The organism is Aeromonas sp. 603404 (assembly GCF_049171775.1).
Classification (GTDB): Bacteria; Pseudomonadota; Gammaproteobacteria; order Enterobacterales; family Aeromonadaceae; genus Aeromonas; species Aeromonas veronii_A.
The window spans coordinates 143,307-163,589 of record NZ_JAAKPE010000002.1; the positions used below are offsets into that span (position 1 = coordinate 143,307).

Consider the following 20,283-nt stretch of genomic DNA (forward strand, 5'->3'; position numbering starts at 1 on the left):
ATTGCCTCGAGCGGGGGAGGGCAGCCGCAGATATTGCTGTCTATTCACAAGGAGCCGTTTCATGGCCAAGCCTCAAGCAAAATCCACCATCTGGGAGTTCCTGCAGAGCCTCGGCAAGACCTTTATGTTGCCGGTCGCCCTGCTGGCCTTCTCGGGCATCCTGCTCGGTGTCGGCAGCTCGCTCACCAGCGACGCGGTCAAGCAGAGCATGCCCTTCCTCGACAATACCGTGCTGCAACTGCTGTTCCTCTGGATGACCAAGGTAGGGCTGGTGGCCTTTATCTACCTGCCGGTGATGTTTGCGGTGGCTATTCCGCTGGGGCTGGCGCGGGAAGAGAAGGGGGTCGCGGCCTTTGCCGGTTTCGTCGGCTATGCGGCGCTCAACCTCTCCATCAACTTCTACCTCACCGTGGCCAACGTCATCGGTGACGCAGCGGCGGAGAAGGCCTACGGGGTGAAATCGATCCTCGGTATCAGCTCCATCGACACCGGGATTCTGGGGGCCATCATCGTCGGGGTGATCGTCGCGAAGCTCCACGCCCGTTTCTACACCTACAAGATGCCCGATGCGCTCGCCTTCTTCGGCGGCGCCCGCTTCGTGCCCATCATCACCGCACTGGTGCTGGGTGTAGTCGGTCTGGTCGTGCCGTTCGCCTGGCCCTGGTTTGCCGCCGGCATCAACGGTATCGGAGCGCTCATCTCCCACGCCGGTCCCTTCGGCCCCTTCCTGTTCGGTACCGGTGAGCGCCTGCTGCTGCCGCTCGGCCTGCACCACATTCTGGTGGCGCTGATCCGCTTTACCGAAGCGGGCGGCACCCAGCTGGTATGCGGTCACGAGGTGAGCGGCGCCCTCAATATCTTCTACGCCGAGCTCTCCTGCGCTGACACCACCGGCTTCTCGGTCTCTGCCACCTCCTTCCTCTCTCAGGGCAAGATGCCTGCCTTCCTTGGCGGCCTGCCGGGCGCGGCGCTCGCCATGTATCACTGCGCCCGCCCGGAAAATCGCGGCAAGATCAAGGCACTGCTGGTCTCCGGCGTGGTGGCCTGCGTCATCGGTGGGATCACAGAGCCGCTGGAGTTCCTGTTCCTGTTCGTGGCACCGGTACTCTACGTCATTCACGCCATCCTGACGGGTCTGGGCTTTATGACCATGGGGCTGCTTGGCGTCACCATCGGCAACACTGACGGCAACCTCATCGATTTTCTGGTGTTCGGCGTGCTGCAAGGCACCGCCACCAAGTGGTATCTGGTGCCGGTTGCGGCTGCCATCTGGTTTGCCATCTACTACAGCGTGTTCCGCTTCGCCATTGTGCGCTTTAACCTGAAAACCCCCGGCCGTGAAATCGAGACTAGCGAGACTGCCCAGCCCGCAGGCAAGAAGGCCGGCAACAGCGGTTACAACGGTGAAATCATCCTTAACGCCCTGGGCGGGGCCGATAACATCCTCGCGCTCGATAACTGCATCACCCGCCTGCGGATGTCGGTGCAGGATATGAGCCGGGTCGATGACAAGGTATTGAAAGCGAACGGTGCTATCGGGGTGATCAAGCTCGATGAGCACAACCTGCAGGTGGTGATCGGCCCGCAGGTGCATCTGGTGAAAAACCAGCTGCAGAGCCTGATGGGGGCCTGAACCGGCCAATAAGATCCGAACGGGGGGCGCAAGCCCCCCTTGTTTGCCTCTCCCAATATGTCTCCTGTTTATGGAGGGAGAAACTTCATGCACGATATTTATGACTTCGACCATGTGGTCGACCGCCACGGCACCTACTGCACCCAGTGGGACTATGTAGCCGACCGTTTTGGCCATGCCGATCTGCTCCCCTTTACCATCTCCGACATGGATTTTGTGACCGCCCCCTGCATTCGCCAGACCCTGGCAGCCCGCCTTGAGCACGGAGTATTTGGCTACAGCCGCTGGAATCACGACGACTTCAAGGGGGCGGTGAGCAACTGGTTTGCCCACCGCTACGGGGCGAGCCTCGACCCCGAGACGCTGGTCTACGGCCCCTCGGTCATCTATGTGATTGCCCAGCTGGTGAGCCTCTGGTCGGCGCCGGGGGAAGGAGTGCTGGTGCATACCCCCGCCTACGATGCCTTCGGCAATATGCTGGCTGCCAACGACCGGGTGCTGCTGCCTTGCCCGCTCAAAAAAGCAGAGGGGAGCTACCAGATCGACTGGCAATGTTTCGAGCAGCAAGCCGCTCGTCCCGATTGCCGGATTTTGCTGCTCTGCAGCCCCCACAACCCCACCGGTCGGGTCTGGACGCGGGATGAACTCGGCCGGATGGCCGCCATCTGCCAGCGCTACGGGGTCAAGGTCATCTCGGACGACATCCATATGGATGTGAGCTTTGCTCGCTACCTGCCGTGGAGCGAGGTGGCACCGGATGACCACTGGGCGCTGGTGAGCTCGGGCTCGAAATCCTTCAATATTCCCGCCCTTGGCGGCGCCTACGCCTTTATTGCCAACGCAGCGGCGCGGGCCGCCTATCTGCAGCGACTCAAGGCGGCCCATGGCCTCTCATCGCCCCCCATTCTCGGGGTGCTGGCCCATATCAGCGCCTATCGGGACGGGGCTGCCTGGCTCGATGCCCTGAAAGCCTACCTGCACGGCAACCTCACCCATGTGGCGGCGCGGCTCAACGCCGCCTTCCCCGCCATCGACTATCGGGTGCCCGAGGGAACCTATCTGGCCTGGATTGACCTGCGCGGTCTTGGCATCGACTCCACCGAGCGGATGGATGCGCTGCAAACCTTGCTGGTGGAGAAATACCGGGTCGCCATCATGCGCGGCGACACCTATGGCCCTGAAGGCACAGGCTATATCCGCCTCAACGTCGGCTGCCCGCGCTCGAAGGTAGAGCAAGGGCTCGACGCCCTGATCGGCGCGCTGGGGAAACTGGTGTAGGGCAAATCCATTCAACATGAGAAACAAAACGGGACCATCAGTGATGGCCCCGTTATGTGGGGAAATATAAAAAACCGCCCCGGATTTACGGGGCGGTTTTTTTATTTAGCGATACCGAGATGAGTCGTGGACGACACAAGGGCTCAGCGATAGCGGCCACGTACGGAGCTGCTGGCGCGGCCAGCCATCTTGATCAGGCTCTGGCGGGTGTGCAGGTGGCAGAGCGCGACGCCGAGGGCATCTGCCGCATCTGCCTGCGGGGTGGCGGAGAGTTTCAGCAGATGAGTCACCATATGCTGCACCTGCTCCTTGGCGGCGCCGCCGGTGCCGACCACCGCCTGCTTGATCTGGGTAGCGGAGTATTCGCTCACCGGCAGATAGGCGTTGACCGCGGCGACGATGGCGCTGCCCCGGGCCTGTCCCAGTTTCAGGGCCGAGTCGGCGTTGCGGGCCATAAAGACCCGCTCGATGGCAAATTCGGTGGGTTTGAACTGGGTGATGATCTCGCATACCCCGTCATAGACCTGCTTGAGGCGCTCCGGCAGCTCGCCGCAATCGGTGCGGATGCAGCCAGAGCCCAAGTATTCGGCCTTGCCGCCCACGACCCGGATAACCCCGTATCCGGTGATCCGCGATCCCGGATCGATGCCCAAAATAATGCTCATGGGTGTTGATTGCTCTAAACGCGAGTGATGGCCGCCAAGATAGCAAACTGTGGCCCGTTTGGCTGTATGTCCCGGGTCAAGCGGGCAAAGATTGGCCAGCCTGCGTCGGGCGTGGCTACCCCTTGAACAATTCTATGGTGTCGCCATCCTGCAGGCTGCCCGCGCCGCGCACCACCACCCGATCACCCTGCTTGAGGGCACCACTCACCGCCACCTGCTGGCTGTCGCCAAACAGCACGGTGACCGGCACCCGATTCACCTTGAGCGCCTTGCCGCTTCGCGCCACCTGATAGACCACGCTGCCATCGGTGCCGAGCACCAGGGCATCCCGGGGCAGCAGCATGCTCTGCTGATCCCCCAGTGGCAGTGCAACCCGTACCGGCGAGCCGATGATGAAGGTGCCCGCTTCCGGTTTGAGACGCAGCTCGATGAGGCGTGACTTGGGATCGGCGCTGGCGGCTCGCTGGTAATAGACGCCGTGACCGCTCAACTGCTCCCCCTCCACCCGCAGCCGGGTTTGCGGCGCCAGCTGCTTGGCCCAGAGAATGGGGGCCTGCAGGCGGATATCCGGCTGATCCGGGTTGACCAGCTCCAGCGCCTGCTCGCCCGCGTCCACATGCTCGCCGGGCTGGATGAAGTGGTTGTTCACCACGCCATCGAACGGGGCATAGATGTGGCTGCGGCGCAGCTGTTCTTCAATCTGGTTCACCTGTATGGCGGCCAGTCGCTCGGCCAGCGCGGCCTGCTCTACATCATAACTGGCCTTGTCGTACTGGCTTTGGGAGGCGCTCTTTTGCTGGTGCAGTCGGGTGATCCGCTGGGATTCGGCGCGAGCGAAGCGCAAGTTGCTCTGCCATTTCGCCTGCTCGGCGCTGGCCTGCTCCAGCGAGAGGCGCAGCGCCGTACTGTCGAGGCGCAGCAGCTCATCCCCTTTTTTGACCCGGCTGCCAAATTCGGCGATCCACTCCACCCGGCCGCTCACTTCGGCGCTTAGCGCAGCTTGCTGGCGACTCGCCACCGTGCCGCTGACCCAGATATTGGCGGCCGCATCCCCTTGGGTCACATCCGCCAGGGTCACCATCTTGCCCTGATCGGCCAATACCGGTAGCGCGCTGCCTGCAATCAGCACAGCGCCAGCCAACATTCGGGTAATCATATGTGTCATTGATGAGCTCCTTGCTCAGGCCCGCTGGCGCAGGGGTTGTGGGATCGCCACCTGCTCCCCGAGACGCAGGAAGGCAGGCAACAGGATCAGGGTAAACAGGGTGCTGCAACTCATGCCGCCGACAATGACGGTGGCGAGCCCGCGGTAAATTTCGCTCCCCTCGCTCGGGCTCAGCATCAGCGGCAGCATGCCGAAGATGCTGGTGAGACTGGTCATGGCGATGGGACGCATCCGGCTTTGCAGGGCATCGGCCACCGCCAGCTGGCGGCTCATGCCGTCCCGCTCGGCGGTGCGGGTCTGATGCACCAACAGGATGGCGTTGTTGACTACCAGTCCCAGCAGGATGACAAAGCCGATGATGGTGAGCAGGTCCATCGGCAGCGGCACCAGCAGCCCGCTCAGTTGCAGCGCCAGCACGCCGCCAACCGAGGCAAGGGGCAGGGTGAGCAGCACCAGCAGGGCATCCTTGATGGAGGCAAACACCCCCCACAGCAGCACCAGCAGGATCACCACGGCGAACAGGAAGATGGTCCCCAGATTGTCGAGCGCCTGTTGCAGGCTGTCGGCATTGCCGGCAATGCGCAGCTCGCCACCAGCGGGCAGCAGGGGGCGGATGGCGGCAAAACTGCGGTTTTTCAGGGTGTCGAGCACCTGCTCCATGGTCATGCCCGCCGGGGGCGCTATCTGCAGGCTGATGCTGCGCCGCCCATCGGCCCGGAAGATACTGGCCGGGCCCATGTCGTGCTCTACCCGCAACAGCTCGCCAAGGGGAACGATGCGCCCGGAGGGGGTGGCCAGCGGCACTGCCTTCAGTTCGTCCGGATTGGCGGAGCTCTGCCCCATCAGCATGATGTCGAGCCGATCTTCGCCGTCGAAATACTCGCCAACCCGCAAGCCGTCGCCAAAGGTCTGGATGATGGCGGGCAGGGGCGTGCGATCCCAGCCAACTTCGGCGAGACGCCGATCTTGCGGCACCAGTTTGAGCTCGGGGGCGGTGAAGTCGAGACTCGGCTCGGGTCGGATCTGTGCTCCCGGTAGGTCCTTGCTGAGGATCCCCACGCTGGCACGGGCCGCCTGATAGAGCTCGGGCAGGTTGCCCCCCTGCAGCAGCAGGGAGACGCCGTTCTCGCTGTCAAAGCCGCCAAACAGCGACCCCTGACCGCCGAACACCCGGGTGTCGGGAATACCCACCAGCAGCTGTTTCATCAACAGGCTCTCCAGCTCCTTGATGCGGGTCTCGTCCTTGGGTCGCACGCCAATCTGGGCGCCCCCCGGGTAGCGCAAGATGTAGTAGTTCTTGAGGGCAGGCTCTTTCTCCCCCTTCATGTAGGGGGCGAGGCGGGCGATCAGGGTATCGATCACCTCTTCGCGCTGGGCCTTGAGGTTGACCCCGGGGGTGAAGTTCATCCAGACATCCACCGCGTCCCGTTTCACGTCTGGCAGATAGTCCATCTTGGGCAGCAGCGCCCAGGTGGCCAGTACCGGCAGACTCATCATCAGGGTGATGACCGTCCAGCGCTGGCGTGAGGTCGAGGTCCAGCGGATCACGTGACGGGTGGTGCGCTGCCACAGCGACTCATAGGGGTCGGTCAGTGTTTCATGTCCCATCCAGCGCGCCGCCACCGCAGGCAGCACGATGACGGCGACCAGCATGGAGACTGTCACGGCGCAGGCGATGGTGAGCGCCAGATCGGCAAACAGCTGACCCTCCACATCGTTGAGCAGCAGCACCGGCAGGAAGATGGCGACCGTGGTGAGGGTGGAGGCGACCAGCGCCGTCCACACCTGACGGGTACCTTCGAGCGCCGCCTCCACCTTGCTCAAATCCCCCCGCTCATGGCGCCGGTAGATGCTTTCCAGCACCACGATGGCGGCATCGAGCACCATGCCGACAGCAAAGGCGATGCCCGCCAGCGAGATGATATTGAGGGTGCGATCCATCACCTTGAGCAGGCAGAAGGTGAGCATGATGCTGATGGGGATGGCGAGGGCAATCATCATGGTCGCCTTGAGCTGGCGCAGGAAGAGCCAGAGGATGGCGCAAGAGAGCAGCACCCCGAGCCCCAGGTTGGCGGTGACCATGCTGACGGCGCGATTGATGTAGAGGGAGGCATCGAACGACTGCTCCATGTGCAGCCCGACCGGCTCCAGCACCTCGCGGTTGAGCTCGTTCACCCGGGCCTTGATCGCCTCAAGGGATGCCAGGGCATTGGCGCCGCTCTCCTTGAAGATCTGGGCGGCGATGGCGGTATTGCCGTTCTGGATCCGCAGCACCGGGTTCTCTTCCCTGGCCACCCTTACTTCCGCCACATCCCGCAGATAGATGGGCAGGCCATCGCGCCAGTCCACCACCTTGTCCCCCAGCGTCTCGACATCATAGCGACCGGCGAAGCGTAGCTTGTACTCCCAGCGACCGATGTCGAGGGTACCGGCCGACACGTCCCAGCCGGTGGTGGCGCGGCTGGCCAGCACCGGGATCTCCACCCCCAGCTCGGCGGCGCGATAGGGGTCGAAGCGGATCTGGATCTGGCGCTCGTTGATCCCCTCGACTGCGACCGTCGAGACCCCTTCAATGCGCTCCAGCTCGGGTTTGACCCGCGCCTCGATCAACGCCTGATGATCATCGATCAGCCCCTTGGCGCCGGGCAGCTGCTGGATGAAGAAGAAGGTGAGGGTGTCGTTGCTGCTGTAGTTGTTGACGTAGGGGCCGCCAATCTTGTCCGGCAGTCCCGAGACCCGGTTCAGTCGCGAAATCACATCGAGTTGGGCCCGTTGCATGTCGGTGCCGAGGGCAAACTCCATGTCGATTTCGGTGAAGCCGGGATAGCTGTTGCTGACAAGGCTCTTGAGCCCCTGAACCCCCTGCATCTCCTGCTCGATGGGGTCGGTGATCTCCGACTCCATCTCTTGCGGCGAGGCTGAACGCCAGCTCACCGAGATGTTGAGGTGTGGACGGTCGATGTCGGGGAACAGCTGGATCGGCAGTCCCCGGATGCTGAGCAGGCCCAGCAGGAAAATCAGCACGATCGAGACCGCCACCCAGATGGGGCGTTCGATCGCCGTTTTGGCGAGGTTCATTCACTCTTCCTGAGTTGTTGTTATCGGCCATTCCGCTGGCCTTGCTTCCAAAGCCCCTGCAACAGGGACTCAAGCATTTAACTGGAATTCGCCCGGCTTGTAAATGCATGGTTAACAAACAAAAAAACCGGCCACGAGGGCCGGTTTGGTACTGGTTTGCCAGGGGATCAGGCGGCATGCTCGACCTTGTTTGGCTGCTTGTTTGCTTGCTGGGAGAAGCCTTCCAGCTCGCCCGGGGCGAAGTTGTCTACCTGAATGGCTTCGTAGCGCAGGGCATCGGCGGCCAGCAGCTTGTCTGCCTCGTCCTTGCTCAGCACCGCTTTGGCCAGCGCAGCTTCCACCAGTTCCGACAGCGCCAGTTTGCGGGGCAGTTTGCCCTCTTTCTGGGCCTGCACCAGTTTCTTCTCGTAGGGCTGCACGGCGACCATGGCCTGGAAGGCACGCTCCATCAGACCGACCGGGTCCGCCTCGTCCTTGCCGACGTAGCACAGCGCCGTCAGACGGTCGCGAAACTCGCCCGGCTTCATCATGGCCAGACAGATGGCGTGGCAGCGATCGTCAGCAGGCATCTTGTAACCGACGCCGAACGGGAACACCACGCGCTTGAGCACAGCACCCACAACCTTGTTCGGGAAGTTCTGGAAGAAGCCCTCGAACGCCTTGCCAATCAGGTAGAGGTTGCGCTCCACCGCGTACTGCACGAACGGCAGATCGGAGACCATACGGCCCTGATCCTCGTAGTGTTTGAGGGTGGCGGAGGCCAGATAGAGGTGGCTCAGCACGTCACCCAGACGGGCGGAGATCATCTCCTTGCGCTTGAGATCGCCACCCAGCATCAGCATGGAGACGTCGGCACACAGCGCCAGCCCTTTACTCATGCGGGAGAGCTGCTTGTAGTAGCGAGCGGTTTCACCGGCTACCGGCGCGCTGTTGAATTGACCCAGAGTCAGCCCCTGGAACAGGGAACCGAAGAAGTTGCCGGCGCCAAAGGCGATGTGTTTCATCAGCAGGGCGTCAAACTTCTCGAGACCGCGCTCCACGTCGGTATCAGCCGCCGCTTCCAGCTCGGCAAACACATACGGGTGGCAGCGAGTGGCCCCTTGCCCGAAGATCATCAGGTTGCGGGTCAGGATGTTGGCCCCTTCCACCGTGATGGCGACCGGAATCCCCATGTAGGCGTAGCCGGTGTAGTTTTTCGGACCGAGCTGGATGGCGCGACCGGCGTGGATGTCCATGGAGTCATCCATGATCTGGCGCGCCATCTCGGTCATGTGGTACTTGGAAATCGCGGTGACGATGGCCGGTGCCTGACCCAAGTCCAGGGAACCGGCGGTCATGCGACGAGCCCCTTCCAGCTGATAGGTGAGGCCGCCGATGCGGGCCAGTGCCTCTTGCACACCTTCAAACTTGCCAATGGACATGCCGAACTGCTTGCGCACATAGGAGTAGGCACCCACGGTGCGGCTCGCCATGTGACCGCAAGCGGTGCCAAGGGCAGGCAGCGAGATGCCGCGACCGGCGGAGAGGCACTCCACCAGCATGCGCCAGCCGCGACCGGCGTAATCCGGGCCGCCGATGATCCAGTCGAGCGGAATGAACACATCCTTGCCGAAGGTCGGGCCGTTCATGAACGCCAGGCCCATGGGGTAGTGGCGATCGCCGACGCGCACGCCCGGGTGGTTGGTGGGAATGAGTGCGCAGGTGATGCCGAGCTCTTCCTTGTCACCCAGCAGTTTTTCCGGGTCATAGAGTTTGAACGCCAGTCCCAGCACGGTGGCGCGGGGCGCCAGGGTGATGTAGCGCTTGTTCCAGTTGAGGCGAATACCCAGCACCTCTTCACCCTTGTGCATCCCTTTGCAGACGATCCCCTTGTCAGGAATGGCGCCGGCATCGGAGCCCGCTTCCGGACCGGTCAGGGCGAAGCAGGGCACCTCTTTGCCACTGGCCAGCCCCGGCAGCCAGAAATCTTTCTGGGCCTGGGTGCCATAGTGCATCAGCAGCTCGCCCGGGCCGAGGGAGTTCGGCACCATGACGGTGACCGCCACGCTCAAGCTCTTGGTGGCGATGCGGGTGACGATGGTGGAGTTGGCAATCGCCGAGAATTCGCGGCCGCCATAGGATTTCGGGATGATCAGGGAGAAGAAGCCTTCCTTCTTCAGATAGTCCCACACCGGTTCCGGCAGATCTTTGGTTTCGTTGACGATCTTGAAGTCATCGACCATGGCGAGCAGGGTTTCGACCTGATTGTCGATAAAGGCCTGCTCCTCTGCGGTCAGCTCGGCCTTGCCGTAGCCATGCAGTTTTTTCCAGTCGGGGTTGCCGCGAAACAACTCGCCATCCCACCAGACGGAGCCGGCTTCCATGGCCTCCCGCTCGGTAGCTGACAAGGGCGGCAATATTTTTTTGAAGATGCCGAACACCGGACGGGTTACCACCTTTTTACGGATGGAGGGTACGCCGAGCACAACGGCTATCGCCAGCACCAGCAGGACAAGCAATGTGATCATACCGAAGTTCCTTCTATTTCACTGTTTCCGTTGATTTATTGTTGGTTGTTACACGGCCAGGGAGAGCCTGGTCGACTCCACGGGCGCCCCGACTCCGGACGCCAGATAAGGAATAACGTTGCGCACCAGCCCTTCCACATCGAGCTGCTGGCCAAAGTCGGCCAGGGCGATGTCGCGCAGGGCATCGGCAGAGGCCATGGTGAATACGACGGTGCCCAGAGTGAAGTGCAGGCGCCAGAAGAGATCCGCGGGCGACAGGGCCGGATTGGCCTTGGAGATGGCCTGGGTGATCCGCTGCAAAATGGGGCCATAGTGAGCGGTGATAAAGCGGCGCAGGTGGCCCTGGCTGTCGATATAGCCGCGCCCCAGCAGCTGCATAAAGATGGCCGGGCCGTTGGCCCGTACCGCCGAGAGCTTCATCAGCGGTTCGACAAAACTTTCAAAGAGTTGCAGCAGGGTGAGCTGATCCTGCTCCATCAGCACCCGCAGGCGGGCATCCAGATCGGGCATGAACAGACTCAGATAGCGGTCGAGCACCGCCTGGATCAGCTCCTTCTTGGAGCCGAAGTGATAGTTCACGGAAGCCAGATTGACGTCGGCCTCGCTGGTGATCAGACGCAAAGAGGTATCGGCGAATCCCCGCTCGGCAAACAGCACTTCAGCGGCGTCGAGAATACGGTTTTTGGTATCGATTTTACTCACTGGACACCTCACTTAAACGAATGTTTAAAAAGTACGTTTCATAACGTGAAGTGTCAAGAGAATGTGAATGGGTGTTAGCGGAATGTTTTTCGATGAAAAAAGCACAGTGGGCGGAACTTAGTCAAAAAGCAGGACTCTATATCTATGCCACTGCAATTAAACATTAAGTCTCGCCCAACCTGCACCATGCTAGTTGGGCCTTTTTTTGCGCGTCTGTTACCGGTTTGCGGTTTGCAGGCAAAAAAAACCGCCGCAGGGTGCGACGGTGGGGAAAGTGAGTTCGCGTCATCCTGACGGCAAACTGTCGATGCGAGTTCAGGCATGTATCGACGGGAGCCAGTATGCCAGTCAGCCCGGCTCAGACTATGTCAGCTTCGCGGTATTTTGTGACAAAGTGTGGCAAGCACTGGCGTGGCCCAATTCCCCCTACTTTGTTATGCTGCCCCTTCAAAATATGAGGGGAGAGAAGATGAAGTACCCGGTCGATACCCACACTCACACCATTGCCAGCACCCATGCCTACAGCACCATCCACGACTATCTGCCGATAGCCAGGGCCAAGGGGATCAAGCTGTTCGCCACCACGGATCATGGCCCCGAGATGGCCGATGCCCCTCATGTCTGGCACTTTGCCAACTTGCCGATATTGCCAAGAGTGGTGGATGGGGTAGGGATCCTGCGGGGTATCGAGGCCAACATCAAAAACCTGGAGGGGGAGATCGATTTTCCCGAGCGCTATGAGTCGCGCCTCGACATGATCATGGCGGGTTTTCATGAGCAGGTATTCCCTCCCTGCGATCAGGCTACCCACACCCAGGCGATGATCAACGCCATCAAGAGCGGTCGGGTCGACATGATCAGCCACCCGGGCAACCCCGCATTTCCAATCGATATTCAGGCGGTGGTCAAGGCGGCGGCCGACTATCGGGTGGCGCTGGAGATCAACAACTCCTCCTTCATTCATTCCCGCCCGGGTAGCGAAGGCAACTGCCGTGCCATAGTCGAAGCCGCGCGAGATCTGGGCGCCTATCTCACCTTCGGCTCCGATTCCCACGTGGCATTTACTCTTGGCGATTTTGACTACTGCCACCGTCTGGTGACCGAAGCGGGCTTCCCGCAAGAGCGGATCCTGGTGCGCTCCCCCCGCGCCCTGCTCGAATTTCTCGAAAGCCGCGGCCGTGCCCATATCCCCGAGTTTGCCGATCTGTAAATCGGGCTCTAACACCATGAGCCAACTCATAAAATCGAGTTGGCTCAATTGACTTGCCGGTCATTTTTTATGAATGTGGAGAGCAACAAGCCGGTATAGCTCAGTTGGTAGAGCAGCGCATTCGTAATGCGAAGGTCAGGAGTTCGATCCCCCTTATCGGCACCATATAAAACAAAGGGTTAGCTTCTCATTGAAGCTAACCCTTTGTTTTATATGGTTAATTGGCCCAACACTGGGCCCAACAGATTGCAACCCTATAGCCTGTTAGGGCATATCTCCCAAGGCACAGGATTTGTCAGGATCGCCCCCGTAACCTACCCGTAATCTTGCCGTTCAGATGCCTCGATGTTTGGTGTTACGTTGAGATTGCGACCACTCTGCATTGAGAGACTGGTAGCTAATCGTTTAAACTTCGCACTTTGCAAGGTTCAATGAAATTTTAATGTAGGGTAATAATGTAGTGGTCTAATCATCCCGGACACCATTTTAGGTGGTACAGTCGCCACCATGACTTGAGGTGTTCAATGACAAGATTACGTCGCTCATTTACTGCCGAATTCAAACTCGAAGCCGCATCCCTGGTGCTCGACCAGGGATATTCAGTCCCCGAAGCCAGCCGTTCACTGGACGTCGGTGAAACCGTACTTCGTCGCTGGGTTCAGCAACTGCAATCCGAACGCAGTGGCACAACCCCAATCAGCAAAGCGCTAACTCCTGAGCAGCAGAAAATCCAGGAGCTGGAAGCCCGTATCAACCGACTCGAACGTGAAAAGGTCATTCTAAAAAAGGCTACTGCTCTCTTGATGTCGGACGACTTCACACGTACGCGCTGATAGACCGATTAAGGGAGCAAGCCCCCATCACCCTGGTCTGCTGCGCTTTCGATGTTCCAACATCCTGTTTTTACGACTATCTGGCTCGCAGGCGGACGATTAACCGTGAGCGCATGCAGCATCGCTGTGAGTTGCGCCGTTTGTTCAAAGTGAGCCGGAACTCGGCAGGCAGCCGTGCCTTGATGTCGATGATGCGGGAGTTGGGGTATCAGATTGGTCGATTCAAAGTACGTAACCTGATGAAGGAAGCCGGTCTGGTATCCAAGCAACCGGGCGCTCATCGCTATCAGGTCGCTCGGTCTGAACGACCGGGCACTCCCAATCTGCTGGCCTGCGAATTTGATGTCCAGCAACCCAATCAGGTGTGGTGATATCACCTACGTCTGGGCAGGTGGTCGTTGGTATTACCTGGCAGCGGTGCTTGACCTGTACACCCGGCGGGTCGTGGGCTGGGCGATGTCTGATAAACCTGATGCAGAATTGGCAATCAAAGCACTGGAGATGGCCTATCAGTAGCGGGGTTGCCCATCCGGTGTGCTATTTCACTCCGACCAGGGCAGCCAATATGGCAGCCGGGCATTTCGGCAACGACTGTGGCGTTATCGCATAACCCAGAGCATGAGTCGTCGTGGAAACTGCTGGGATAACGCCCCGATGGAGCGACTGTTCAGAAGCCTGAAGTCAGAGTGGCTCCCGGCTATGGGATATATGAGCTTGCGAGAGGCGAAACGAGATATCAGTTATTACCTGATGGATTACTACAACTGGCGGCGTCCACATCACCACAATAATGGGATACCGCCAGCAAAAGCCGAAGATCGGCCTAACCAAGGGTCCGGATTTAGTTGACCACTACAAGTAGGAGCCTGCCAATTTTGAAAGCATGGATCCACAATTCTCCCGTTTTAGCGCGATTTTTTGTGCCGAGTGAGAAACGGGTCTCACGAGGAGCTCCGTACTGGCGGAGGGCCGGGGGGAAGATCAGGCGGTAGCAGTAGACACCACAGTGGTTTTTGATGAGACCGGGATAGAGCATATGTGACACCTCAGTGTGTCACTCCCTGACCAGCCATAAAGAAAAAGCCCTGACGAATCAGGGCTTTAGCAGGTGGTGGAGCTGGGGGGATTTGAACCCCCGTCCAAAATTACTACATCCTTGGCACTACATGCTTAGTCACTCTTTACATTCGCCAACCCGCTGCGGAGAGACACGCCACGAATTGACTAGCTCGATTGGTTTTAATGCTTCCGCCCCGAGCAGGACTTCCACACGATCCTGTGAAGGATGACCTTCCGATTCCCTAGGACACAGGCAAGCTAGGGTAGAAGGGCTCTATGCAGGTTATTAAGCTGCTAGTGCGTAGTTTTCGTCGTTTGCGACTATTTTTTTGCGGTTTATTAACGAGGCCTACCGCACCTCGGCATGCACCTTGGGTTTCGTGAATCTTGTCGAATCCAGAATCAGCCCCAAGTTGTTAATTGCGATTGTACGCAAAAATGCTGTCATAGCAAGGCGTTGATACCCATTCCCTCTGGCAGCCAGTCTGTTTGCCGATTTATTGTACGCAGCTGAGCCTGAAGAGCCAGCTGCGCTGGTGGAAGGTGTACTGGCGTACTGATCCTGCCAGTCGCAGGTTAGCCGCGATGCTTGTTCTTCATGATGCGCGCTTTTTCCCGATCCCACTCGCGGGCCTTGGTGTCTTCGCGCTTGTCGTGCTCTTTCTTGCCCTTCACCAGGCCGATCTCGACCTTGACCCAGCACTGTTTCCAGTAGAGGGCGAGGGGAACTATGGTGTAGCCCTGACGGGCAATCAGGCTTTCGAGCTTGTCGAGTTCACGACGGCTCAGCAGCAGTTTGCGGGTGCGGGTCGGGTCACATACCACATGGCTGGAGGCCGCTTGCAGTGGCAGGAAGCTGGAGCCGAACAGATAGGCCTCGCCATCGCGGAAGATGACATAGGCTTCGCTGATGTTGGCCTTGCCCGCCCGCAGGGATTTGACTTCCCACCCTTGCAGGGACAGACCCGCTTCGATCTTCTCTTCGATGAAGTATTCGTGGCGCGCGGTTCTGTTGAGTGCAATGGTGCTGGACCCGGCTTTGTTTTTACTGTTTTTTTTGCTCATGACGGGCGATTTCCGGCAATGACTAGGAGGCTCGTATTATACGTAGGCAGGGGCGGCTGTAAAACGCGCAGCAGGTCAAGTGGTGGCTTTCTGAGCGGTTTGGCTGAGGTTTTACCTCCACAACCCCAAACATGGTGATAAAATCGCGCCGATTGGATGAGGAAAAGCCATGCCCCGAATTACGCGCAGTGCCCTGGTGATGTTCAGTGCAGAACAGATGTTCAAGTTGGTTAACGATGTGGATGCCTATCCGCAGTTTTTGCCCGGCTGTGTCGGCAGCCGTGTCCACGAGGCTGGCGATGACTACATGATGGCGTCGGTCGATGTGGCCAAGGCGGGGATTGCCAAGACCTTTACTACCCGCAATCAGCTGGATGTGAACCGTCAGATCAGGATGGAGCTGGTGGATGGCCCGTTCCGCAAGCTGGCGGGCTGGTGGACCTTTACCCCGCTCGATGTGGATGCCTGCAAGGTGGAGTTTGATCTCGATTTCGAGTTTACCTCCAAGCTTATCGAGGTGGCATTTGGTCAGGTGTTCCGCGATCTGGTGAGCTCCATGGTCTCCGCCTTCTCCAACCGGGCGAAGGAGGTCTACGGTGTCTGACCAGCTCAACATCGAGGTTGTCTATGCCTTGCCGCAGCAGCAGACGGTGATTGCCCTGCGGGTGGCGCCCGAGACCTGCGTGCTGGCAGCCATCGAGCAGTCCGGCATCGTACAAAAACACCCCGAGATCGATCTGGCGGTCAACAAGTTCGGTATCTACAGCCGCCCGGTGAAAGGGAGCGAGCCGCTGCACGACGGCGATCGTATCGAGATCTACCGCCCGCTCATCGCCGATCCCCGCGAGATGCGCAAAAAGCGGGCCGAGAAGGCCAAAGAGGAGGGGAGAGCCGATAGCGTGACCGGTGGTCGCCCCGATGTGCATCGCAAGCACCGCGAGTAGTGCTCAGGTTTTTCTTGCAGAAAAAAGGCGCCTAGGCGCCTTTTTTTGATCCCGTTAGCCGGTGAGCTTGCCGAGGGGATATCAAGAGAGGGCTGCTGCTGCCACACCCAGTCGTGCACGGGCCCAGGCGGCCAGTAGCTCTACCCCGCTTTGCATCACCCGCTCATCGAAATCGAATTCGTTGTGATGGTGCGGCGCCGCCAGATCGGCCCCCAGGATGAGGTAAGCCGCTTCGCCCCCCTGCTTTTGCACACGCTCCATCAGAAAACCGGCATCTTCGCTGGCGCCAAAGCGGCGAGTCTGGATGGTGGCGAGTCCCTGCTTGCGGGCCAGCGCCGCCAGCTCGGCCTGCAGTGCCGGGCTGTTGTCGAGGGCAATGGCCTCACCCTGCTTGATGATGCGATAGGTGACACCGTGGGCGAGGGCAGTCCCTTCGACGATGCGCTGTACCTGACTGAACATATAGTCGTTGAGCGTGCTGTCGGCGCCGCGGGTCTCACCGCGCAGCTCGGCGTGATCGGGGATGACGTTGCGGCCGCTGCCAGCGTGGAGCTGGCCGACGTTGATACGGGTCATGCCGTCGCGGTGGCGGGGAATGCCGAGCATGGCGGTAGTGGCCATGCAGGCGGCTGCCAGCGCATTGCTGCCAGCGTTGGGTTCGAGCCCTGCGTGGGCGGCGGAGCCCATAAAGTGGACGTCGAACTTGGTGGAGCAGAGGAACTCGGTGGGGTTGATCACCAGCTCGCCGCTGCCAGCGTGAATACCGATATGGAGCGAGAGCAGGGCATCCACGTCATCGAGTGCCCCCCCGGCGGCCAGCGCCTTGCCACCGCGGCACCCCTCTTCGGCGGGCTGGAAGAAGAGCTTGATGCGGCCGCACAGCTGCTCCTTCATCGCCATCAGGCTGCTGGCCAGCCCCATGCCGATGGCGGTGTGGCCATCGTGGGCGCAGGCGTGCATCCACCCCTTGTTGTGGGAGGCAAAACCCTCCTGCTGCGGCTGGTGCTGTTCGGCATCGGACTCTTCCACCTCCACCGCGTCGATATCGAAGCGAAAGGCCAGGGTCGGGCCGGGACGGCCGGTATCCAGCTCCCCCATCAGCCCGGTGACATCGCCGATCCGCTCCAGCCAGTCGGGATGGGCTCCCTGACGACGGGCGCGAGCCTTCTCGGCCGCCACATCCACATCACGGCCCATCATCAGATTGCTGGCCAGCAGTTTGTCGCCGAGCACAATGCGATAACCGAGCTCGCTCAAATGGTGGGCAATCAGGCTGGTGGTGCGAAACTCTTTCCAGGCGGCTTCTGGCAGGCGGTGCAGGTCGCGGCGCCACAGGATCAGGTGCTCAAGGGTCATCTTGGCTTCCTTGGTGATTCGATTTGTCGGCTATTGTGCCTTTTTTCCCGGCTGACCACACGGGGGCTGCAGCTGGTCGGGGGAGCTGTGCGTGCGAGTGGTGGCTGTGAGGGCCGTGAATAGTGGCGAGCGCCCATAAAAAACGCCTCCACAAGGGAGGCGTTGTCGATAGCTGGTTATCAGGCCGCGTGATGGTAAGCGGAGGCTTCAAACAGCTTCTTGTTGGCCACCAGATCGATGGGGTCAAAATCATCGACGTTGATGGTGCGCAGGCGACTTACCTCGGCGCGGCGCAGCAGCTCGGCTTCGCTCTGGGTCAGTACGCCAGCGGCCAGGCCGATGTCGGCCACCTTGTCCAGCGCCATGAAGGGACGCTTGATACCATCGCTCTTGCAGACTTTCTCGAACAGCGGCTCGGCGGCCAGCACGTCATCGAGCGCCTGCTCCAGCAGACCGAAGGGGTTGCCCTCTTCGCGAGTCAGGTATTGGCCCTTGGCCAGGCGGCTGCGAGTTTCGCTCGGGGTTTGCAGCAGACGGGCCACTTGTTGGTCCAGCTTGTCGCATGGACGGTTCAGGTCACGACCCAGCGGCAGCACCACGGCGCGCAGGGCAAGCCCAATCCAGCGGTTCGGGAAGTTGCGCAGCAGCTCGTCGATCGCCTCTTGGGCCTTGAACATGGCATCTTGCAGTGCCCAGTGCAGCAGCGGCAGGTCGGCCTGCTGGCGTCCCTCGTCCTGATAGCGCTTTAGGGCGCTGGAGGCCAGATAGAGCTGGCTCAGCACGTCGCCAAGGCGGGCGGAGACCCGCTCCTTGCGCTTGAGCTCGCCACCCAGGGTGCCCATCGCCATGTCTGACAGGAACGCCAGGTTGGCCGAGAGCCGGGAGAGCTGCTGGTAGTAGCCCTTGGTCTGATCCTTGTACGGGGCCGCGGCAAAGCGGGCGCCGGTGATACCGAGCCAGAAACTGCGCACCAGGTTGCTGATGGCAAAGCCGACGTGGCTGAATACCGCCTTGTCGAAATCCTTCAGCGCCTGCTCCTTGTCGGGATGGCTGGCAGCCAGCATCTCCGGCAGTACATACGGGTGGCAGCGGATAGCGCCCTGACCGTAGATGATCATGCTACGGGTCAGAATGTTGGCCCCTTCTACCGTAACGGCGATGGGCGCACCCTGATAGCCACGGGCCAGATAGTTGTTGGGGCCCATGCAGATGGCCTTGCCGCCGTGGATGTCCATGGCATCGATGATGCACTTCTGGGCACGGTCGGTGAGGTGGTATTTGACGATGGCGGAGATGACCGAGGGTTTCTCGCCAAGGTCGATACCGGTCACGGTCAGGTTGGCTGCGGCGCCCATGATGTAGGCGTTGCCACCGATGCGGGCCAGCGGCTCTTCAATCCCTTCCATCTTGCCGATGGGCAGCTTGAACTGGCGACGGATGCGGCTGTAGGCGCCGCTTGCCAGGGCCAGCATCTTGACGCCACCTGTGCTGTTGGAGGGCAATGTGATACCGCGGCCAACCGACAGACACTCGACCAGCATGCGCCAGCCCTGACCAGCCATGGCCGGGCCACCGATGATGAAATCGAGCGGGACGAATACATCCTTGCCCTGGGTCGGGCCGTTCTGGAACGGCACGTTGAGCGGGAAGTGGCGACGGCCGATGCCGACACCCTTGATGTGAGTGGGAATGAGGGCGCAGGTGATACCGAGCTCTTCCTCTTCGCCCAGCAGGTGTTCCGGGTCACGCAGTTTGAAGGCCAGACCCAGCACAGTAGCAATGGGGGCGAGCGTGATGTAGCGCTTGTTCCAGGTGAGGCGCATACCGAGCACCTCTTTTCCTTCCCACTCACCCTTGCAGACGATACCGAAGTCGGGGATGGAGCCGGCGTCAGAGCCCGCTTCCGGGCTGGTCAGGGCGAAGCAGGGGATCTCTTTACCTACCGCCAGGCGGGGCAGGTAGTAATCTTTCTGCTCGTCGGTGCCATAGTGCTGCAGCAGTTCGCCCGGGCCCAGCGAGTTGGGCACGCCGACGGTGGAGGCGAGCACGGCGCTGGCTCCGCACAGTTTTTGCAGGACGCAGGACTGGGCGTAGGCCGAGAACTCCAGACCGCCATATTTCTTCTTGATGATCATGGCGAAGAACTTGTTGTCCTTCAGGTATTGCCACACCTCGGGGGAGAGATCCGCGCGCTCGTGGGTCACTTCCCAGTCGCTCACCATGCGGCACACTTCCTCGACCGGACCATCCATAAAGGCCTGTTCTTCGGCAGATAGGGTGCTGACCGGAATGGCGTGCAGTTTTTTCCAGTCCGGGTTGCCCGCGAACAGATCGGCTTCCCACCAGGTTGTGCCCGCTTCGATCGCTTCTTTCTCGGTGCGGGACATCTCCGGCATGATCGATTTGTAGATCTTGAACAGCGGCTTGGTTATTTGATTGCGGCGAAATTCCACCAGATTGAGCGGGATGGCGATCACCGCGAACAGCGCCCATACCAGCAAGGGCACATGACCATAGATGGCGCCAAGCGCCAGGGCGGCGCCGGTGACCAGGGTGGAGATGAACAGGGATGCCCGGCGATAGGCCAGGGCTCCGATAACCAGGATCACCCCGAGCAGAGTGAGGGTCGTCGTCATTGCTTGCTCCTTGCGTGTATAAATGTGCCAACTTGGTGTAACTCATCCAGAGGTCTGACCTGTTGGATATGGCCCCTGTTGTAATTCATACGCACAAAGTTATCAAGCTGTTTACATCTTTATTACCTTCTCTCTGTGATCCCCATAACGCT

The 20,283-nt window shown here is 60.3% G+C and carries 13 protein-coding genes, 1 tRNA gene, 1 other RNA gene and 1 pseudogene; 7 read left to right on the top strand and 9 right to left on the bottom strand.

What is annotated here, in order from left to right:
• Positions 1 to 61 precede the first annotated feature (61 nt).
• Together malX and G5306_RS04585 are read left to right on the top strand one after the other, a co-directional pair.
• Positions 62 to 1,633, top strand: coding sequence for a maltose/glucose-specific PTS transporter subunit IIBC (gene malX / locus G5306_RS04580; protein WP_216961596.1), 1,572 nt, complete (start codon positions 62 to 64; stop codon positions 1,631 to 1,633).
• Positions 1,634 to 1,720: 87 nt separating this feature from the next.
• Entirely contained in the window at positions 1,721 to 2,911 is a 1,191-nt protein-coding gene (locus G5306_RS04585) for a MalY/PatB family protein (RefSeq protein ID WP_216961599.1), read from the top strand.
• Positions 2,912 to 3,054: 143 nt separating this feature from the next.
• On the opposite strand, the gene ruvC is transcribed toward G5306_RS04585, so the two are convergent.
• From ruvC to G5306_RS04610, 5 genes are all read right to left on the bottom strand, one after another.
• Complete coding sequence (gene ruvC / locus G5306_RS04590; protein WP_005334512.1) at positions 3,055 to 3,576, bottom strand: crossover junction endodeoxyribonuclease RuvC; 522 nt, start codon at positions 3,574 to 3,576, stop codon at positions 3,055 to 3,057.
• A gap of 115 nt (positions 3,577 to 3,691) precedes the next feature.
• On the bottom strand, positions 3,692 to 4,741 hold the full coding sequence (locus G5306_RS04595; RefSeq protein WP_216961602.1) for an efflux RND transporter periplasmic adaptor subunit: 1,050 nt from the start codon (positions 4,739 to 4,741) through the stop codon (positions 3,692 to 3,694).
• Between the two features lie 15 nt (positions 4,742 to 4,756).
• Positions 4,757 to 7,819, bottom strand: a complete 3,063-nt coding sequence (locus G5306_RS04600; protein ID WP_216961605.1) for an efflux RND transporter permease subunit — start codon at positions 7,817 to 7,819, stop codon at positions 4,757 to 4,759.
• A 167-nt stretch (positions 7,820 to 7,986) separates the two neighbouring features.
• On the bottom strand, positions 7,987 to 10,326 hold the full coding sequence (locus G5306_RS04605) for an acyl-CoA dehydrogenase (RefSeq protein WP_216961608.1): 2,340 nt from the start codon (positions 10,324 to 10,326) through the stop codon (positions 7,987 to 7,989).
• Between the two features lie 48 nt (positions 10,327 to 10,374).
• Positions 10,375 to 11,028, bottom strand: a complete 654-nt coding sequence (locus G5306_RS04610; protein ID WP_041208826.1) for a TetR/AcrR family transcriptional regulator — start codon at positions 11,026 to 11,028, stop codon at positions 10,375 to 10,377.
• A 469-nt stretch (positions 11,029 to 11,497) separates the two neighbouring features.
• On the opposite strand from G5306_RS04610, the gene G5306_RS04615 reads away from it, so the two are divergent.
• The 3 genes and pseudogenes from G5306_RS04615 to G5306_RS04625 all read left to right on the top strand — a co-directional run bounded on the left by G5306_RS04615 (position 11,498) and on the right by G5306_RS04625 (position 13,920).
• Positions 11,498 to 12,238: a phosphatase gene (locus G5306_RS04615; RefSeq protein ID WP_421312464.1), complete on the top strand. Its 741-nt coding sequence runs from the start codon at positions 11,498 to 11,500 to the stop codon at positions 12,236 to 12,238.
• Between the two features lie 89 nt (positions 12,239 to 12,327).
• Positions 12,328 to 12,403 (top strand) — tRNA-Thr (locus G5306_RS04620).
• Positions 12,404 to 12,762: 359 nt separating this feature from the next.
• Positions 12,763 to 13,920 (top strand): annotated as a pseudogene (locus G5306_RS04625) (IS3 family transposase).
• Between the two features lie 260 nt (positions 13,921 to 14,180).
• Here G5306_RS04625 and ssrA read toward each other — a convergent pair.
• Together ssrA and smpB are read right to left on the bottom strand one after the other, a co-directional pair.
• Positions 14,181 to 14,540: a transfer-messenger RNA gene (ssrA, locus tag G5306_RS04630) on the bottom strand.
• A 166-nt stretch (positions 14,541 to 14,706) separates the two neighbouring features.
• Positions 14,707 to 15,195, bottom strand: coding sequence for an SsrA-binding protein SmpB (gene smpB / locus G5306_RS04635; RefSeq protein ID WP_005334498.1), 489 nt, complete (start codon positions 15,193 to 15,195; stop codon positions 14,707 to 14,709).
• Positions 15,196 to 15,364: 169 nt separating this feature from the next.
• Here smpB and G5306_RS04640 point away from each other — a divergent pair, with 169 nt between their 5' ends.
• Together G5306_RS04640 and G5306_RS04645 are read left to right on the top strand one after the other, a co-directional pair.
• Positions 15,365 to 15,799, top strand: coding sequence for an SRPBCC family protein (locus tag G5306_RS04640; protein WP_005334496.1), 435 nt, complete (start codon positions 15,365 to 15,367; stop codon positions 15,797 to 15,799).
• The gene (locus G5306_RS04645) at positions 15,792 to 16,139 is read left to right on the top strand and encodes an RnfH family protein (protein WP_005353535.1); all 348 of its coding nucleotides are present in this window, start codon (positions 15,792 to 15,794) and stop codon (positions 16,137 to 16,139) included. The genes G5306_RS04640 and G5306_RS04645 overlap by 8 nt, the downstream gene beginning before the upstream one ends.
• 81 nt (positions 16,140 to 16,220) lie before the next feature.
• On the opposite strand, the gene G5306_RS04650 is transcribed toward G5306_RS04645, so the two are convergent.
• Positions 16,221 to 17,495 (bottom strand): amidohydrolase, encoded by a 1,275-nt coding sequence (locus tag G5306_RS04650; protein ID WP_421312465.1) that lies wholly within the window; start codon positions 17,493 to 17,495, stop codon positions 16,221 to 16,223.
• A 179-nt stretch (positions 17,496 to 17,674) separates the two neighbouring features.
• A complete protein-coding gene (gene fadE, locus G5306_RS04655) occupies positions 17,675 to 20,131 on the bottom strand; it encodes an acyl-CoA dehydrogenase FadE (RefSeq protein ID WP_421230722.1) in 2,457 nt (818 codons plus the stop codon).
• Between the last annotated feature and the right edge of the window lie 152 nt (positions 20,132 to 20,283).

Excerpts from the sequence above, each read along its gene's own strand:
- smpB (WP_005334498.1), bottom strand. The coding sequence starts at position 15,195 with ATGAGCAAAAAAAACAGTAAAAACAAAGCCGGGTCCAGCACCATTGCA.
- fadE (WP_421230722.1), bottom strand. The coding sequence starts at position 20,131 with ATGACGACGACCCTCACTCTGCTCGGGGTGATCCTGGTTATCGGAGCC.
- malX (WP_216961596.1), top strand. The coding sequence starts at position 62 with ATGGCCAAGCCTCAAGCAAAATCCACCATCTGGGAGTTCCTGCAGAGC.
- G5306_RS04615 (WP_421312464.1), top strand. The coding sequence starts at position 11,498 with ATGAAGTACCCGGTCGATACCCACACTCACACCATTGCCAGCACCCAT.
- ruvC (WP_005334512.1), bottom strand. The coding sequence starts at position 3,576 with ATGAGCATTATTTTGGGCATCGATCCGGGATCGCGGATCACCGGATAC.
- G5306_RS04640 (WP_005334496.1), top strand. The coding sequence starts at position 15,365 with ATGCCCCGAATTACGCGCAGTGCCCTGGTGATGTTCAGTGCAGAACAG.
- G5306_RS04585 (WP_216961599.1), top strand. The coding sequence starts at position 1,721 with ATGCACGATATTTATGACTTCGACCATGTGGTCGACCGCCACGGCACC.
- G5306_RS04605 (WP_216961608.1), bottom strand. The coding sequence starts at position 10,326 with ATGATCACATTGCTTGTCCTGCTGGTGCTGGCGATAGCCGTTGTGCTC.
- G5306_RS04650 (WP_421312465.1), bottom strand. The coding sequence starts at position 17,495 with ATGACCCTTGAGCACCTGATCCTGTGGCGCCGCGACCTGCACCGCCTG.
- G5306_RS04600 (WP_216961605.1), bottom strand. The coding sequence starts at position 7,819 with ATGAACCTCGCCAAAACGGCGATCGAACGCCCCATCTGGGTGGCGGTC.
- G5306_RS04595 (WP_216961602.1), bottom strand. The coding sequence starts at position 4,741 with ATGACACATATGATTACCCGAATGTTGGCTGGCGCTGTGCTGATTGCA.